Annotated in this window: 14 protein-coding genes; 8 read left to right on the forward strand and 6 right to left on the reverse strand. The window is 72.6% G+C overall.

The features are described from left to right. Nucleotides 1-27 precede the first annotated feature (27 nt). From murJ to J4557_RS07860, 4 genes are all read left to right on the forward strand, one after another. Complete coding sequence (gene murJ / locus J4557_RS07845; protein WP_208265745.1) at nt 28-1,725, forward strand: murein biosynthesis integral membrane protein MurJ; 1,698 nt, start codon at nt 28-30, stop codon at nt 1,723-1,725. Between the two features lie 179 nt (nt 1,726-1,904). Further along, nucleotides 1,905-3,599: a protein kinase family protein gene (locus J4557_RS07850; RefSeq protein ID WP_208265746.1), complete on the forward strand. Its 1,695-nt coding sequence runs from the start codon at nt 1,905-1,907 to the stop codon at nt 3,597-3,599. A gap of 205 nt (nt 3,600-3,804) precedes the next feature. Continuing rightward, nucleotides 3,805-4,428: an RNA polymerase sigma factor SigM gene (sigM, locus tag J4557_RS07855; RefSeq protein ID WP_190857618.1), complete on the forward strand. Its 624-nt coding sequence runs from the start codon at nt 3,805-3,807 to the stop codon at nt 4,426-4,428. After that, nucleotides 4,425-5,207 carry an anti-sigma factor family protein gene (locus tag J4557_RS07860; RefSeq protein ID WP_208265747.1) on the forward strand — a complete coding sequence of 261 codons (783 nt, stop codon included), beginning with the start codon at nt 4,425-4,427 and terminating at the stop codon, nt 5,205-5,207. Before sigM ends, J4557_RS07860 begins: the two co-directional genes overlap by 4 nt. A 101-nt stretch (nt 5,208-5,308) precedes the next feature. Here J4557_RS07860 and J4557_RS07865 read toward each other — a convergent pair whose 3' ends face one another. Together J4557_RS07865 and J4557_RS07870 are read right to left on the reverse strand one after the other, a co-directional pair. Next, nucleotides 5,309-5,659, reverse strand: coding sequence for a TfoX/Sxy family protein (locus J4557_RS07865; protein WP_208265748.1), 351 nt, complete (start codon nt 5,657-5,659; stop codon nt 5,309-5,311). Nucleotides 5,660-5,731: 72 nt separating this feature from the next. Next, complete coding sequence (locus J4557_RS07870) at nt 5,732-6,304, reverse strand: dienelactone hydrolase family protein (RefSeq protein ID WP_208265749.1); 573 nt, start codon at nt 6,302-6,304, stop codon at nt 5,732-5,734. Between the two features lie 198 nt (nt 6,305-6,502). Here J4557_RS07870 and trxB point away from each other — a divergent pair, with 198 nt between their 5' ends. Next, a complete protein-coding gene (gene trxB / locus J4557_RS07875) occupies nt 6,503-7,462 on the forward strand; it encodes a thioredoxin-disulfide reductase (protein WP_208265750.1) in 960 nt (319 codons plus the stop codon). Between the two features lie 89 nt (nt 7,463-7,551). Next, nucleotides 7,552-7,866 carry a thioredoxin gene (gene trxA, locus J4557_RS07880; protein ID WP_208265751.1) on the forward strand — a complete coding sequence of 105 codons (315 nt, stop codon included), beginning with the start codon at nt 7,552-7,554 and terminating at the stop codon, nt 7,864-7,866. 110 nt (nt 7,867-7,976) lie between these two features. Here trxA and J4557_RS07885 read toward each other — a convergent pair whose 3' ends face one another. Together J4557_RS07885 and J4557_RS07890 are read right to left on the reverse strand one after the other, a co-directional pair. Then, nucleotides 7,977-9,653 carry a serine/threonine protein kinase gene (locus J4557_RS07885; protein WP_208265752.1) on the reverse strand — a complete coding sequence of 559 codons (1,677 nt, stop codon included), beginning with the start codon at nt 9,651-9,653 and terminating at the stop codon, nt 7,977-7,979. A gap of 197 nt (nt 9,654-9,850) precedes the next feature. Further along, the gene (locus J4557_RS07890) at nt 9,851-10,468 is read right to left on the reverse strand and encodes a GNAT family N-acetyltransferase (RefSeq protein WP_208265753.1); all 618 of its coding nucleotides are present in this window, start codon (nt 10,466-10,468) and stop codon (nt 9,851-9,853) included. Between the two features lie 323 nt (nt 10,469-10,791). Between J4557_RS07890 and J4557_RS07895 the strand changes: the two genes are divergently transcribed. Both J4557_RS07895 and J4557_RS07900 read left to right on the forward strand, forming a co-directional pair. Continuing rightward, nucleotides 10,792-12,024 (forward strand): aminotransferase-like domain-containing protein, encoded by a 1,233-nt coding sequence (locus J4557_RS07895; RefSeq protein ID WP_208265813.1) that lies wholly within the window; start codon nt 10,792-10,794, stop codon nt 12,022-12,024. Between the two features lie 98 nt (nt 12,025-12,122). Next, nucleotides 12,123-13,064: a D-alanine--D-alanine ligase family protein gene (locus J4557_RS07900; RefSeq protein WP_307799520.1), complete on the forward strand. Its 942-nt coding sequence runs from the start codon at nt 12,123-12,125 to the stop codon at nt 13,062-13,064. A gap of 1,003 nt (nt 13,065-14,067) precedes the next feature. On the opposite strand, the gene J4557_RS07905 is transcribed toward J4557_RS07900, so the two are convergent. After that, nucleotides 14,068-15,081 carry a ParB/RepB/Spo0J family partition protein gene (locus tag J4557_RS07905; protein WP_208265755.1) on the reverse strand — a complete coding sequence of 338 codons (1,014 nt, stop codon included), beginning with the start codon at nt 15,079-15,081 and terminating at the stop codon, nt 14,068-14,070. Further along, nucleotides 15,078-15,893: a ParA family protein gene (locus tag J4557_RS07910; RefSeq protein WP_208265814.1), complete on the reverse strand. Its 816-nt coding sequence runs from the start codon at nt 15,891-15,893 to the stop codon at nt 15,078-15,080. The genes J4557_RS07905 and J4557_RS07910 overlap by 4 nt, the downstream gene beginning before the upstream one ends. Between the last annotated feature and the right edge of the window lie 155 nt (nt 15,894-16,048).

Below are 16,048 nucleotides of genomic sequence, written 5' to 3' on the forward strand. Positions count from 1 at the left end.
ATCCCGCTCCCCGGCGGGGGCGGCCCCATGGGCGAGACCGTCGTGGACGTCCCGCCCCCCGCGGACGGCGGCGCAGACGGCGGCAAGGCCGCGTCCGGAGGCATCCTGCGCTCCGGCGCGATCATGGCGGTCGGCACGCTGGTGTCCCGCGTCACCGGCTTCCTGCGCACCGCCGTCCTCGTCGCGGCGCTGAGCACCGGCGCGCTCGCCAACGCCTACAACACCGCGAACACGATCCCGAACCAGATCTACGACCTGCTCCTCGGCGGCATCCTGACCAGCGTCGTCGTGCCGCTGCTGGTGCGGGCCAAGGAACGCGACCGCGCCTACGGCGACCAGTACGAGCAGCGCGTGTTCACGCTCGCGGTCATCGGCCTCGCGGTCCTGACGGTCGTCGCGGTGATCGCCGCGCCGCTGTTCATCGACGTCCTCGCGGGCAGCTACAAGGGCGACCAGCGGCACATCGCGGTCATGTTCGCCCGGTTCTTCCTGCCGCAGATCTTCTTCTACGGCGTCGGCGCGTTCGCCGGCGCGATGCTCAACACCCGCAACAGCTTCGCCGCCCCGATGTGGGCGCCCATCCTGAACAACATCGTCGTGATCGGCGTCGGCGGCGTGTTCCTGGCGATGGCGGCCGGCAAGGTCGACCCGTCCAGCATCTCCGACACCGAGTTCATGGTGCTGGCGGCCGGCACGACCGGCGGCATCGTGCTGCAGACGGTCGCGCTGTGGCCGTCGCTGCGCCGCGCCGGGTTCCGGTGGCGGCCCCGCCTCGACTTCAAGCGGGGCGAGATCGGGGCGGTCGGCCGGATGGCCGGGTGGACGCTGGTGTACGTCGTCGCCACCCAGGCCGGTCTCGCCGTCGTCACCGCCCTCGCCAACCGGGCCGGCGACCTCGGGGCCGCCAAGGGCTACGGCGAGGGCTACGGGTACACCCCGTACTTCACCGCCTACCAGATGTTCCAGCTGCCGTACGCGATCGTCGGCGTCTCGGTGATCACCGCGCTGCTGCCCCGGATGAGCCGGTTCGCCGCCGAGGGGAAGATCGCGGACGTGCGGTCGGCGTTCTCCAGCGGGCTGCGCCTCTCCTCGGTGATCATCATGCCGGCGGCGGCGCTGATGCTGGTCCTCGGCCCGGAGATCACCACGGTGCTGTTCGCGCACGGCAACACCAGCGCCGACAACGCCCTGGTGATCGCCCGCGTCATGCAGATGTTCGCGATCGCGCTGGTGCCGTTCTCGACCTACCAGCTGATGCTGCGGGTCTTCTACTCCTTCGGCGACACCCGGACGCCCGCGCTGATCGGCGCGGTGTCCGTCACGGCCAACATCATCCTGGCGTTCGCCGCCTACAACCTGCTCGGCGTCAAGTGGATCGTGGTCGGCATGGCCGGGGGGTACGCCGTCACCAACGCCGTCGGCACCCTCGTGTGCTGGCTGGTGCTGCGCCGCAAGCTCGGCGGCATGGACGGCCGCCGCATCGCCGGCGGCCACCTGAAGCTGCTGGTGGCGATCTGGCCGCTGATCGGGTTCGCGTACGCGGTGCACGCCGTCGCCGACGCGGCCATCGGCACCGACACGCTGCTGCCCGCTCTGATCACCCTGGTGGTGGGCGCCGGCGGCGGCGGGCTGCTGTACCTGGTGTTCGCCAAACTGCTGCGGGTCGACGAGGTTCAGGCGACGATCGCCACGTTCGCGCGCAGGTTGCCGGGCGGACGCCGGTAAGTCGTGGCAAAGTGAGGGGGACGCGCCCGGATCACGCCGCCATTCCCGTGTTCGAACCACTACCATGTGGGGGACTACGGCTTGCGGGCTGACACCCTGGGGAACGCAAAGAGGAGGGTCGGAGGCGTAAGCTGCCACGCCACGAACATGGGATCTGACCACCTGCGCAGGACGTTGCCGTGAGCACGTCAGTGATCGAACCCGGCACGCGTCTCGCCGGCCGCTACCGGCTCGAGGAGCGCATCAGCGACTCGGGCGGGTCCTCGCTCTGGAAGGCCATCGACGAGATCCTGGCCAGGGCCGTCGCCGTCCGCACCTTCGACCCCGAGTTCCCCCGCATCGGCGAGGTCGTCACCTCCGCCCGCGCCGCCAGCCGCCTCACCGACCCCCGCCTCACCCAGGTGTTCGACGCCGACGACAGCGGCGAGAGCGCCTACGTCGTCAGCGAGTGGGTGGCGGGCGAGACGCTGGAGCAGATGCTCGCCAAGGCCCCCCTGGAGCCGGGCCGCGCCGCGACCCTGCTGTACGAGGCCGCCGAGGCGATCGCCGCCGCGCACGCGGCCGGGCTCGCGCACCTCTGCCTCTCCCCGCGCGACCTCGTCTGGACGACCGGCGGCACCGTCAAGCTGCTCGGCGTCGCCACCGACGCCGTGCTCGGCGACCGCTACTCCGACGACCCCGCCGCCGAGGACGTCCGCGGCCTCGGCCGGATGCTGTACGCGGCGCTCACCGCGCACTGGCCCGGCGACGAGGAGCGCTCCGACCTGCCCGCCGCGCCCGCCGCGGACGGCGTCGCGCAGGCCCCCCGGCAGGTGCAGGCCGGCATCTCGCACGCGATCGACGCGATCGTGTGCCGCTGCCTGGGCATCGGCACCGCGGAGCCGCTCACCGAGCCCTCCGAGCTGGCCAAGGCGCTGCGCGGCGTGCCGCGCACCCCGCTCCCGCTGTTCGCGGGCCTCGGCACGGCGCCGTCCCCGCGTCCGGCGGCGCCCAAGCGGCCCGCGACCCCCTCGACGGCCGCGACGACGCAGCCGCACCAGCCCCCCGTCCAGGACCCGCCCCGGCCCGCGCACGGCCAGGACGCACGCGGGCCCGGCAGGCGCGCGCGCGGTGCGCCCGCGCAGCATGCGCAGCATGCACAGCATGCACAGCATGCGCAGCCCGCGCCGCCCGCCCAGTCCGGGCAGGTCCCGCCGCCGCGCGGCCGGTACGACACGCCTCCGCCGGCGCCCCCGTCCAACGCCCCGACCATCGCGTCGCCCGCTCGCAAGCCCGCCAACCGGGCCCTGCTCGGCGTTGCCGCCGCCGCCCTCACCGTCATCGTCGGGCTCGGCGCGTGGGCGCTGTCCGGCGGCGGTTCCGGCGACGACCACGGCGCCAAGGGCCAGAAGACCGACCAGGGCCAGAAGAGCGCGCCGCCCCGGCCCACGACCGTGAAGCTGAAGATCCAGGACGCGTCCGCCACGCAGAAACCGGCCGACCAGCACCTCGACGGGACCAGCCAGAAGAACCCCTCGGCCGTCATCGACGGCGACCCCGGCACGGTGTGGGAGACGCAGACCTACCACAGCGAGCAGTTCGGGAACTTCCTCAAGGCGCTCGGCGTCACCCTGACCCTGAGCACTCCCGCCAAGGTGTCGACGATCCGCGTCAACTGCCCGGCCAGCGGCGGAACCCTCCAGGTCAAGATCGGTGCTTCCCGCGCGCCGGGCGCCATGAAGGCGGTCGGCGAGCAGTCCTGCAACGGCGGCGAGCTGACGTTCGCGGCGAACCCGGCGGTGCAGGGCCAGTACGTGCTCGTCTGGTTCACCCGGCTGCCCGAAGGCTTCAAGGGCAAGCTCAATGAGATCTCCGTCTCCGGGACGGCCGGCTGACCGCGTCGCGGCGGGCCGCACCCGCCCGCGCCGGGACGTTCCGTGCCGTCTCGACCTGTGACGTGAGCTGCCGGTTGTCTGTATCGTGCCAGTGAGCATCCATGTCCCCTCGCCCCCAGGAAACCGTGGTGACCACCCGAGCAGCCGCAGCCGGTCGCAGCCGCCCGGCACCGGCGGGGCGGCCCGTACGAGAAAGCGGTCGCTCATGACGTCGGTGAGCATGCGTCGAGTCGACGAGGTCCCCGACAAGGAGCTCCTCGCCCGCCACGCCCAGGGGGATCCGCACGCGTTCGCGGAGCTGGTGCACCGGCACCGGGACCGGATGTGGGCGGTCGCGCTGCGCACCCTCGGCGATCCGGAGGAGGCCGCCGACGCGCTGCAGGACGCCTGCCTGTCGGCGTTCCGCGCCGCCGGCCGGTTCCGCGGCGACGCCGCCGTCACGACCTGGCTGCACCGGATCGTGGTGAACGCCTGCCTGGACCGGATCCGCCGCAAGTCCGTCCGCCCGGCCACCCCGATGGGCGACGACGCGACGTTCGACGCCGTCGCGCCCAAGATGCCCGACCCGACCGACGCGCACGGGGTGTCGCTGGACGTCCGCACCGCGCTGGAGCAGCTCCCGTTCGAGCAGCGCGCCGCGCTCGTGCTGGTCGACATGATGGGCTACTCCGTCGACGACGCAGCCGAGGTGATGGAGGTCCCGCCGGGGACGATCAAGAGCCGCTGCGCGCGGGGCCGGGCGCGGCTCGCGCCACTTCTGACCCACCACCGGAACCGACGCGACTCCAAAAACGTCGGAGGTGTGGAAGGAGGTGGCATGCCCAAGTGAACCCCGCACATCTTGACTACGACATCCTGGCCGACCTGGCCGAAGGACTGCTCGAAGACGACCAGGCCGCCTCCGTCAACGCGCACCTCGATTCCTGCGCCGAGTGCCGGGACCGCTCCGCCGACCTTGCGGACGTCTCCCGGATCCTGGCGGAGGCGCCCGCGCCGTCCATGCCGCCCTCGCTGGCCGAGCGCATCGACACCGCCATCGCGGCGGAGTCGATGCACAACGCCACCGTGGTGAGCATGGAGCAGCGGCGCGGAAGGCGGCATTGGCGGATACTGTCCGCCGCGGCGGCGACGATCGTCGTCCTCGGCGGCGGAGCGACGGTCGGCAAGATCGCGCTGGACGGCTCGGACGGCAGCGGCAGCCAGGCGTCGACCCCGCCGCAGGGGGACAACGCGCGGCGCCTGTCCGCCGGCGCGGCGCCGCACTCGGCCGCGCCGTCGGAGTCCACGATGGTCAAGGGGACCTTCAAGGTCACCCGCAGCGGCACCGAGTACCGGGCCGGCAAGGTCGTCGGCCAGGTCGACCGGCTGCTCGGCAAGGGGCAGGAGCTGCGGCTCGACGGATCCCCGCCCACCGCGCAGATGTCCGGCTGCGTCACCGGCGTCACCCATGGCCGCACGCCCGCCCTGGTCGACCAGGCCAGGTACGACGGGCGCGCCGCGACCGTGATCGCGCTCCAGGGCGAGGCGGGCGGTGGCTGGGACGTCTGGGTCGTCGGCCCGAACTGCAGCGCGCAGGACCCGCACGTGCTCGACCACGAGCCGGCCTGACGCGCGGCCTGAACGACGTCCAGGGGGCGGCCTGGGGGCCCGCCCCCGCCCGGCAGCGGGCACCGGACGGCCCGCGGCGACGGACCGCGGGCCCCTGACGATCAGCGCCGCCTGGTCCTGTCCTTGGCGGGAAGCGACCGCGCGTAGGAGACACCGCGGGCCACCCACCGTCCGACGTCCCCGGCCCGGTCGTCGGCGTCCGCGTCGACGTGCAGCCAGCCGCGCATCTCGCGGCCGCCCATGACCATCGGGCGCACCCGGTCGCCGTCCTCCAGCTCCGCGGCCTCCCCCGGGTCCAGCCGGACCAGCAGGCCGCCCTGGCGGCTCGCGGCGACCGCCATGTTGCCCCCGACGAGGAAGGCCAGGCCGCCGAACATCGGCCGCTCGGTGACGCGTTCCTCACCCGCCGTCAGCTCGCGGATGAGCTCGGCCAGATCCCGGTCGTAAGCCATGGCCCGGATTATGCACGGCGCCTACGACGATCCGCCGCCCGTCACGGCACCGCCCGCCACAAGCACCGCCCGCTACAGCGACGCCAGGAAGTCCAGGGCGATCGTCCAGGCGCGCTCGGCGGCCTCGGGCTCGTAGTCGGGCAGGTCCGGATCGGTGAACAGGTGCCCGGCGCCCCGGTAGCGGAAGACCTCCACGTCCGCGCCCGCCTTGCGCATCCGCAGGTACCAGGCGTTCAGCCAGTCGACCGGCTCGTAGGTGTCGGGGTCGGCGACGTGCAGCTGCACCGGGATCTCGGTGGACGCGTCGTCGGGCAGGTCGGATGTCCCGTGCATCAGCAGCAGGCCCCGCGCCCTGTCGTCGCCGAGGGCCAGGTTCTGCGCGATGGACCCGCCGAGCGAGAACCCCGCGTACACGAGCCCGTCGCCGTCCAGCAGCGGCGCCGCCGCCGCGACCGCGCGGCGCAGCAGCTCGTCCCGGCCGATCTCCTCCTTGATCTCGACGCCCTCGTCCGGCGTGTCGACGACCCGGCCGCCGTACAGGTCGGGGACGGTCACCTCGTGCCCCGCGGCGCGGAGCCGGTCCGCCGCCTGGTGCACCGCCGGACGCAGCCCGTACATCGAGTGGAGAAGCAGAATGCGTGCCATGGTCACCACCCTATGGCCGCACCGGACCGCCTCCGGGGCCGCCGGGACGACGGCCCGGGGAGGGGTCGGCGGCGCATTGCGGGGCAGGTCACGGGAAGGGCCGAACGTGCCGGGAATCCCCTGGCCCTAGGATCGGTTGACGCGACTGGCAGGCCGTGCGGTGAGGCCACCGAAGGCCAAGAGGAGAGGCGCACAACAGTGAGCGACGTCCGTAACGTCATCATCATCGGCTCGGGCCCCGCGGGCTACACGGCCGCGATCTACGCGGCCCGCGGCGACCTGAGGCCGCTGCTGTTCGAGGGGTCGGTGACCGCCGGCGGCGCGCTGATGAACACCACCGACGTGGAGAACTTCCCCGGCTTCCCCGACGGCGTCATGGGCCCCGACCTGATGGACAACCTGCGCAAGCAGGCCGAGCGGTTCGGCGCCGAGCTGGTCACCGACGACGTCACCGAGGTCGACCTCGCCGCCGACCCGAAGGTCGTCAAGGTCGGCGACGAGACGTACCTGGCCAAGTCGGTCATCGTCGCGACCGGCTCCGGCTACCGCGAGCTGGGCCTGCCGGACGAGAAGCGGCTGTCGGGACGCGGCGTGTCCTGGTGCGCCACCTGTGACGGCTTCTTCTTCCGCGAGCAGGACATCGCCGTGGTCGGCGGCGGCGACACCGCGATGGAGGAGGCGATCTTCCTGACCAAGTTCGCCCGCTCCGTCACCGTCATCCACCGCCGCGACGAGCTCCGCGCGTCCAAGATCATGCAGGACCGGGCGTTCGCCAACGACAAGATCCGCTTCCTCTGGGACAGCGAGGTCGTGAAGATCGACGGCGAGGACCGGGTCACCGGCGTGCAGGTCCGCAACCTCAAGACCGACGAGCGGACGCCGCTGGAGATCACCGGCCTGTTCATCGCGATCGGCCACGACCCGCGCAGCGAGCTGTTCACCGGCCAGCTGGAGACCGACGCCGACGGGTACCTCCTCGTCGACGCCCCGACCACCCGGACGAAGATTCCCGGCGTGTTCGCCTGTGGCGACGTGGTCGACCACATCTACCGTCAAGCCATCACCGCGGCCGCCAGCGGCTGCTCGGCGGCCATCGACGCCGAGCGCTGGCTCCAGGATCAGGGCGCCGCGGAGACCGTCCCGCAGGCCCAGGCCTGACCGCGGGCCCGCGGGAGCCGACCGCACGGGCCCGCACGCCCGGCCCGGCGCCCGAGAACCGCGCCGGGCCCGTTACCGAAGGAGACACCATGAAAGCCGTGACCGACGCCGACTTCGCCTCCGAGGTCCTGGACAGCGACAAGCCGGTCCTGGTCGACTTCTGGGCCGAGTGGTGCGGCCCGTGCCGGATGGTGGCGCCGATCCTGGAGGAGATCTCCAAGACGCACGGCGACAAGATCGAGATCGTCAAGCTGAACATCGACGAGAACCCGCAGGTGCCGGCCACGTACGGCGTCATGCAGATCCCGACGATGAACGTCTACAAGAACGGCGAGGTGGTCAAGCAGATCATGGGCGCCAAGCCGAAGGCCGCCCTGCTGCGCGACCTCGCCGAGTTCATCTGATCCCAGGTGGCGGCCCTGGGGGCCGGGGCGTGCCCCGCCCTCGCCGCCCGCGAGCACCACCTGCGCGGCCCGGTACCCTGCGGTACCGGGCCGCGCGCCGTCCACGCAGGTCAGGAATTCGGGCAGTCCTGGCCGGACGGGTTCGTCCTGCAGGCGTTGAGGTGGTCGTTGAGCTCCCTCAGCTTCGCTTCCGCCGCCTGCTGCCCGGGGAACGCCAGGGAGCCGTTCGTCACCGCCGCCGCGTCCGGCCTGGACAGCCCGCTCAGCGGGATGTCGCTGTTGACGATCTTCCGCGCCGCGCACCGTGGCTGCCCCACCCCCTTCATGATGACGACCTTCCCGCCCTCCTCGGTCAGAACGTACTTGCACACCTGCGCCCGCAGCTCGTCCAGCGCGGACGGGCCGTGCACCGTGTAGGTGCCCGCCACTTGCGCCCGCAGGTCTTGCGGCAGATCCGCGAGCAGGATCGGCGGGTTCGGCTGCTGATCGGCCTTGCGGGACAAGCTGATGCCCGGCACCTTCTGGCTGGTGCCGCGGTACAGCACGACCTTGCCGTCCTCCGCGCCGACGTAGTAGTCGCTCCGGACGTTCTGCAACAGCACGAAACCGCTGGTCACGATGCTCACCACGACGATGCCCGCGGCCACGGCCAGCCACGTCCACCGGCGCATGCCGAAATCCCGCCCGGGACGCGCCGCCACAAGGCGGTCGGGCGGCGCCGACGGGTATCGCGAGGGACCCGGGTCTCTGGTCGGCTCGGACAGGTCCGGTTCTGGTGGTGCGGCGGGCTGTTGAGCCCGCCGTGTCTCCGCGCGCGGCATTTCCGACGCGGACGTCCCGGTGGACGGCCCCTCCCCGCCCGGCCGCGAACCCACCGGCGCCGGCCCGCCCGGCAGCGAACTCACCGTCGCGGACCCGCCCGGCACAGGACTTCGGGGGGTGGAGCCTTCGGACGGGCCGTTCTCCAGTGCCGGACGGCCGGACGCGCCGATCAGCCGCATCAACAGCGCGTGCGCGGTGGGCCTGCGCGCGGGGTCCTTGTCGAGGCAGGAAAGGATCAGCTCCCGCATCGGCCCCTGGAGATCGCCGAGATCCGGGTCCGCGTGGGTGATGCGCGCGATCACCGCGGGCAGCGGGCCGGTCCCGAACGGCGGCCGTCCCAGCGCGGCGTACGCCATCACCGCGCCCCAGGCGAAGACGTCGCTCGGCGGGCCGACCCGCCGCCCCGCCGCCTGCTCCGGGGACATGTAGGCCGGGGTGCCGATCAGCCCGCCGGAGACGGTCGTGCTCGCCTCGACGATGCGGGCGATCCCGAAGTCGATGACCCGCGGCCCGTCCGCCCCGATGAGGACGTTGGCCGGCTTGAAATCGCGGTGCACGATGCCCGCCTCGTGGATGGCCACCAGCGCGGTCGCCGTCGCGACGGACAGCCGGTGCAGCGCGTTGCCCGTCCGGGGACCGTCCGACCGGACGACCTGCTGGAGGGACGGCCCGTCGACGTACTCGCTCACCACGTACGGCCGGTCGCCGTCCAGGTCGGCCGCGATGATCTGGGCCGTGCAGAACGGCGCGACCCGCCGGGCGACCTCCAGCTCCTTCGCCAGCGCGCTGCGGTCCTCCCGGCCGGAGACCAGCCCCTCGTGCAGCACCTTGATCGCGACGAGCGTCCCGCCCCCGGACCGCCCCTGGTACACAACGCCCTGGCCGCCCGCACCCAGCCTGCCGAGGATCTCGAAGCCGCCGAGCCGCCGCGGATCGCGCTCGCCCAGCGGACCGACTGGCTGCATCGCTGCTCCCGGGGTGCGTCCGCGTATGCCCGACCTGGGCTTGAGGTTAGACCGCGGAACACGCCTTCTGGTTCGGGACGGGCGGGCTGCCCGTGGCCGGTCCAGGCCGCCTCACCGCGCCGGCCCCACCCGGCCGCGCCGCCGGACCTCGGCGGTACCGGACGCACCAACCGGCCGGGAGAAGGGCTGAACGCGTCTCAGACGGGACGCAGCGCGCCCTCCGGGGTCATGGAGCCCAGCAGCCGTTCCAGGGCGACCTCGACGTCCTCACGCCACGACAGGGCCGACTTCAGCTCCAGCCGCAGCCGCGGGTACCGGTGGTGCGGGCGGATGGTCTTGAACCCCACCGACAGCAGGTAGTCGGCCGGCACCATGCAGCCGCCCTCCTCGCCCTTCAGGTCCCCGAACGCCTCGATCGCCTTCACCGCCCGGCGCGTCAGGTCCTTCGCGACGCCCTGCACGAGCATCCGGCCGAGCCCGCCGCCCGCGAACTCCTGCAGGATGTGCGCCGTCATCAGCAGCACCGCGTCCGCGCTCACCGGGCTCGTCGGGAACGCCACCGACCGCGGCACGTACAGCGGCGGCGCGAACATCACGAACCCCGCCGGCACGTCGTCCACGTACGCGATCTTGCCGCAGGAGCCCCACTCCAGCAGCGTGGAGGAGATCCACGCCTCCTTCTCCAGCGCCGCGCCGCCGCTCGCGTGCGCCCGGTCGCGGCTGACCGGATCCAGTTCCCAGAACACGCACCCGCGGCAGCGATGCGGAAGATCGTCCAGATTGTCCAGCGTGATGTTGACGAGACGACGCGACACCGGGCCGGCACCCCCTGCTGGCATCCTCGTCCGCCGGGCGAAGACCCCCGCCGCGGCCGGGACCTTCGGGGCGGATCGCCCACTTGCGCGGAAGTTCCCGGCAACAAACCGGGATCCTCGGGCATCGTATCGGACGGGGGACGAGCGGCCGGGCGGCGCACCAGATGCGGGAACCGCCGACACGCGAGGTACGGGGTTCGCCCGATCCCCCCGGAGCCCATGCCGTAACTTTGCGGTCAAGCCAGCCCCACCGGAGGTGCCTCGTGGAACAGCACTCGCGAACCGATGCCTACAGCGACCGCTACGCCGCCCGCGCCGCCGGCATGGTGCCGTCGGAGATCCGGGCTCTGTTCGCGATGGTCGCCCGCCCCGAGGTCGTGTCCCTCGCCGGCGGCGCGCCCTACGTGTCCGCGCTGCCCCTCGACGCCGTCGGATCCATGATCGGCGACCTCGTCGCCGGCAAGGGCGCCGAGGTCCTCCAGTACGGCTCCGCGCAGGGCGACGAGACCCTCCGCGAGCTCATCTGCGACGTGATGGCGCTCGAAGGCGTCCAGGGCTCCGCGGACGACGTCGTCGTCACCGTCGGCGCCCAGCAGGCCCTCGACCTCATCACCAAGATCTTCGTCGATCCCGGCGACGTCGTCCTCGCCGAAGCCCCCTCCTACGTCGGAGCGCTCGGCACCTTCGCCGCCTACCAGGCCGACGTCGTGCACGTCCCCCTCGACGAGGGCGGCCTGATCCCGTCCGCGCTCCGCGAGACCCTCGACCGGCTCCGCCGCGAGGGCCGCCGCGTCAAGTTCCTCTACACCGTCCCCACGTTCCAGAACCCCGCCGGCGTCACCCTCACCACCGCCCGCCGCGCCCAGATCCTGGAGATCTGCGCCGAACACGACGTCCTGATCGTCGAGGACAACCCCTACGGCCTCCTCGGCTTCGAGGGCGAGCCGATGCGGGCGCTGCGCGCCGACGACCCCGACCGCGTCATCTACCTCGGCTCGTTCTCCAAGACGATCGCGTCCGGCCTCCGCGTCGGCTGGGTCCTCGCCCCGCACGCGGTGCGCGCCAAGCTCGTCCTCGCCGCCGAGTCCGCGATCCTGTGCCCGTCGAACTTCTCCCAGCTCGCCGTCCGCGAGTACCTCGCCACGCAGCCGTGGCGCGAGCAGATCAAGGACTTCCGCGAGCTGTACCGGGAGCGCCGCGACGCCCTGCTCGACGCCCTCGACCAGCTCATGCCGGAGGGCTGCACCTGGACGCGCCCCGCCGGCGGCTTCTTCGTCTGGCTCACCCTTCCCGAGGGCCTCGACGCCAAGGCGATGGCGCCCCGCGCGATCGCCGACCGCGTCGCCTACGTCCCGGGGACCGGGTTCTACGCCGACGGCGGCGGCCGCCGCAACATGCGCCTGTCCTACTGCTTCCCCGAACCGCACCGCATCCGCGAAGGCGTCCGCCGCCTCGCCGCGGTGGTGGAGAAGGAGATCAGGCTGCGGGACACTTTCGGGGGAGTCGAGCACGACGGCCCGGGCGGTGTGCACACCCCGGGCCCGGGCATCGTCTGAACGGATACCACCCGGTTTCGCGTAACCGCGCCGGCTCCCCCATGCTGGGAGCCGGCGCGTTTTTCGTGGCCGCTCCTACCGCCAGAAGGGCACCTGCTGTGGAACTCGGGCACGTCGTCGTCCTCGCCGGGGGACTGTCCTACGAGCGAGAGGTCTCGCTGCGCTCCGGCCGCCGCGTCACCGACGCGCTGCGCGCCCTCGACATTCCCGTCGAACTACGCGACGCCGACGCCACGCTCCTGGACTCCCTCGCCGACGACCCGCCGGACGCCGTGTTCCCCGTCCTGCACGGCGCCGCGGGGGAGGACGGCTCGATCCGCGACGTCCTCGACCTCCTCGACGTCCGCTACGTCGGCGCCCGCGCCGACGCCTGCCGCGTCGCCTGGGACAAGCCGACCGCCAAGTCCGTCGTGCGCCAGGCCGACCTGCGCACCCCCGACTCCGTGGCGCTCCCCAAGGAGGTCTTCCACGACCTCGGCGCCGCGTCCGTCCTCGACCAGATCATCCGCGGGCTCGGTCTCCCCCTCTTCGTCAAGCCCACCCGCGGCGGCTCCGCGCTCGGCGCGTCCGTCGTGCACGAGCCGTCCGAGCTCTCCGCCGCCATGGTCGGCTGCTTCGCCTACGGCGACGCCGCCCTCGTCGAGCGCTACGTCGAGGGCACCGAGATCGCCGTCAGCGTCATCGAGCGCCACGGCAACCCCCAGGCGCTCCCCGCCGTCGAGATCGTCGCGCCGGGCGGCCGCTACGACTACACCGCCCGCTATGACGCGGGCGACACCGAGTTCGTCACCCCGGCCCGCCTCACCCCCGATGCCGCGGACCGCGCCACCGCCGCCGCCGTCACCGCCCACCGCGCCCTCGGCCTCCGCGACCTCTCCCGCACCGACCTCATCGTCGACGCCGACGGCGAGGTCCACTTCCTCGAGGTGAACGTCGCCCCCGGCATGACCGAGACGAGCCTCCTCCCCCGCGCCGTCAGCGTCGCCGGCCTCGACCTCGGCGAGGTCTGCCGCGACCTCCTCCTGGCCCAGTTCGCCTGACCGATGTTTCACGGGAAACACTCGACCTCCCCAAGCCCCCGCCAACGTTTCCCGTGAAACATCCCCTCCCTCTCACCCGGCCCGCTCGCCACCAGACAGCAGGGGGCACAGCGGTGACTGCGAGGGCAGCCCGGCGAAGAGCCGAGCAAGTGCCAGGCGGCCCGGCACTCTCCCAGCCCCACGAGTAGCGCTCGGCAAGAACTGGGCGCAGATGCCAGGCCGACCGAGAGCGGGCGAGGAGCAAAGCCTCCCGAGCAACGCAGCGGCCGGCCAACAGCAGGCGGCGACAAGCTCAGGATTAGCCGGGGAACACCAAACGGCACAGCAGGCATCGACAGCGCGCTCCCGGTGAGCGCCGCGGCTCGGCAACGCAGCCTCCCTACACGCCCCGCCGGGGATGCCATCCGGAGAACCGCCTCCCCTCCCCGCCTCTGGCCGCGGTGAGCCATGCCGCCCACTTCCTCGCACACGGAATCGCCCGCCAGGGCTGATCGGCCGCAGCGCCTGGCGAGCCGCCGAGGAAGGAGGGGATATGGGGATGGCCAAAGTTCACTCATACGCATCCGGGGCTCCAGGTGACCATCGTTCACCGCCCGTCTTCCATGGACGCCCGCGCCATCGCTCGCCCGATGGGTCTGCAGGGCTGCCGCTCGCTGGGTGGCGCCGTGCCGAGTCTCGCCATCACCGGTGAAGGCGGGGTCGTGGCGGACAGCGGTGGCCGCGCAGGAACACCCGGGGGCAGCCCGCAGGTGCAGCTCGGGGGATTCGCCGAGGCATCGATGTTTCACGGGAAACGACGATGCGGGGACGCTGCCCACGTCCGGTGCCGGCGGTCCGGGGCGGAGAGGCGACTGGGGGAGGACGGCGGGAGGAGGCGCCCACGCGGCGGGCGGCCTTGCATGCGGGCGGGCGGCCGATGTTTCACGGGAAACGTGCCGCGCCCGGGAAAGCGAAGCGCCCCGGAAGAGTGTTCCGGGGCGCTGGTGGGACGGCGAGCGGGAGGCTACGGCTCGCCGGGGCGGTCGTCGTCGGGGGCCATCGATTTGATGATGCGGTCGAGGTCCTCCAGGGTGGCGAACTCGACCACGATCTTGCCCTTGTTGCGCCCCATGTCGACGCGGACTTTGGTCTCGTAGCGGTCGGAGAGGCGGTCGGCCAGCTCCTGGAGTCCAGGGGCGACGGGCTTCTTGCGGCGGCCCTGCCGGGTTGCCTTCGGCGCGTCCTCGACCTCGCGGAGCGCGATCATCTCCTCGACGGCGCGGACGGAGAGGCCCTCCTGGACGATCCGCTGCGCCATGTGCTCCTGCGCCTCGACGCTGTCGAGGGAGAGGAGCGCGCGGGCGTGGCCCGCCGAGAGCACGCCGGCGGCGACGCGGCGCTGGACGGCGGGCGGCAGGTTCAGCAGGCGAAGCGTGTTGGTGATGTGCGGGCGGGACCGGCCGATCCGTCCGGCGAGCTGCTCGTGGGTGGCGCCGAAGTCCTGCAGCAGCTGCTGGTACGCGGCCGCCTCCTCCAGCGGGTTCAGCTGCTGGCGGTGCAGGTTCTCCATGAGGGCGTCGCGGAGCAGATCGTTGTCTCCGGTGTCGCGGACGATCGCGGGGATGACGTCCAGCCCGGCCATCTGGGAGGCGCGCAGCCGGCGCTCGCCCATGATCAGCTCGTAGTCGTGCTCGCCGGAGTCGGCCCGGCGGACGACGATCGGCTGGAGGAGCCCGACGATGCCGATCGACTCGGCGAGCTCCTCCAGGGCCTGCTCGTCGAAGTGCTCGCGCGGCTGGCGCGGGTTCGCGGTGATGGACGTGACGGGGAGCTCGGCGAAATGCGCGCCGGCGACCGGCTGGACGTCCGGGCTCGCGGCGCCGTCCTGCCCGGGGCCGTTCGGGCCGCCGGGGAAGCCCGGGCCGCCCAGGGCGCCGGTTCCGCCCGCGCCGGACGGGTCGTCCGCCGGCGGTGGGGGCGGGGCGGTGGGGATGAGGGCACCGAGCCCCTTGCCCAGACCGCGTCGCTGCTGGCTCACTTCCTCGCCCCTCCATGGGCCATTTCCGAGGCCGCCTCGCTGTAGGCGAGGGCGCCGCTGGAACCCGGGTCGTACGTCATGACGGACTGCCCGTAGCTCGGCGCCTCGGAGACGCGCACGCTGCGGGGGATCACCGTGTTGAGGACGACGTCCCCGAAGTGGCTGCGGACGTCGTCCGCGACCTGCGCGGCGAGCCGCGTCCGGGCGTCGTACATGGTGAGCAGGATGGTGGACACCCTGAGCTTCGGGTTGAGGTGCGCCTTGACGAGGTCGACGGTGCGGATGAGCTGCCCGAGGCCCTCCAGCGCGTAGTACTCGCACTGGATCGGGATGAGCAGCTCGTCGCCGCCGACGAGGGCGTTGACGGTGAGCAGGCCGAGCGACGGCGGGCAGTCGATCAGCACGTAGTCGAACTTGTCGGTGTCGTAGGCGTCCAGCGCTCGGCGCAGCCGCGACTCGCGGGCGACCTTGGAGACGAGTTCGATCTCGGCGCCGGCGAGGTTGAGCGTCGCGGGCGCGCAGTACAGGTTCGGGATCTCGGGGGCGGCGACGACGATGTCGGCGAGCGCCATGTCCTCGATGAGAACGTCGTAGATGGACGGGACCTCGGCGTGGTGGTCGACGCCCAGGGCGGTGGACGCGTTGCCCTGCGGGTCCAGGTCCACGACGAGCACCTGCGCACCGTGCATGGCGAGCGAGGCGGCGAGGTTCACCGAACTGGTGGTCTTGCCCACCCCGCCCTTCTGGTTGGCGATGGTGATGATGCGGCAGCGGTCCGGCCGCGGCCATTCGCGTTCCCTGCGGCCGGACATCGCCTTGAGGGCGGTGACCGCTGTTTCATGTGAAACCTTGGCGTCCTTGAGCGCCTCGCGCACGAGTTCTGACTCCCCCTGAGATGGTCCGTTGCGCGAACCCGCCTGCTGTGTGCCGGCGCTGGTCGGCACGTAGCCGACGTTCTCCGCGGTAC

Origin of the sequence: Actinomadura nitritigenes, from assembly GCF_017573545.1 — a bacterium.
GTDB lineage: Bacteria > Actinomycetota > Actinomycetes > Streptosporangiales > Streptosporangiaceae > Spirillospora > Spirillospora nitritigenes.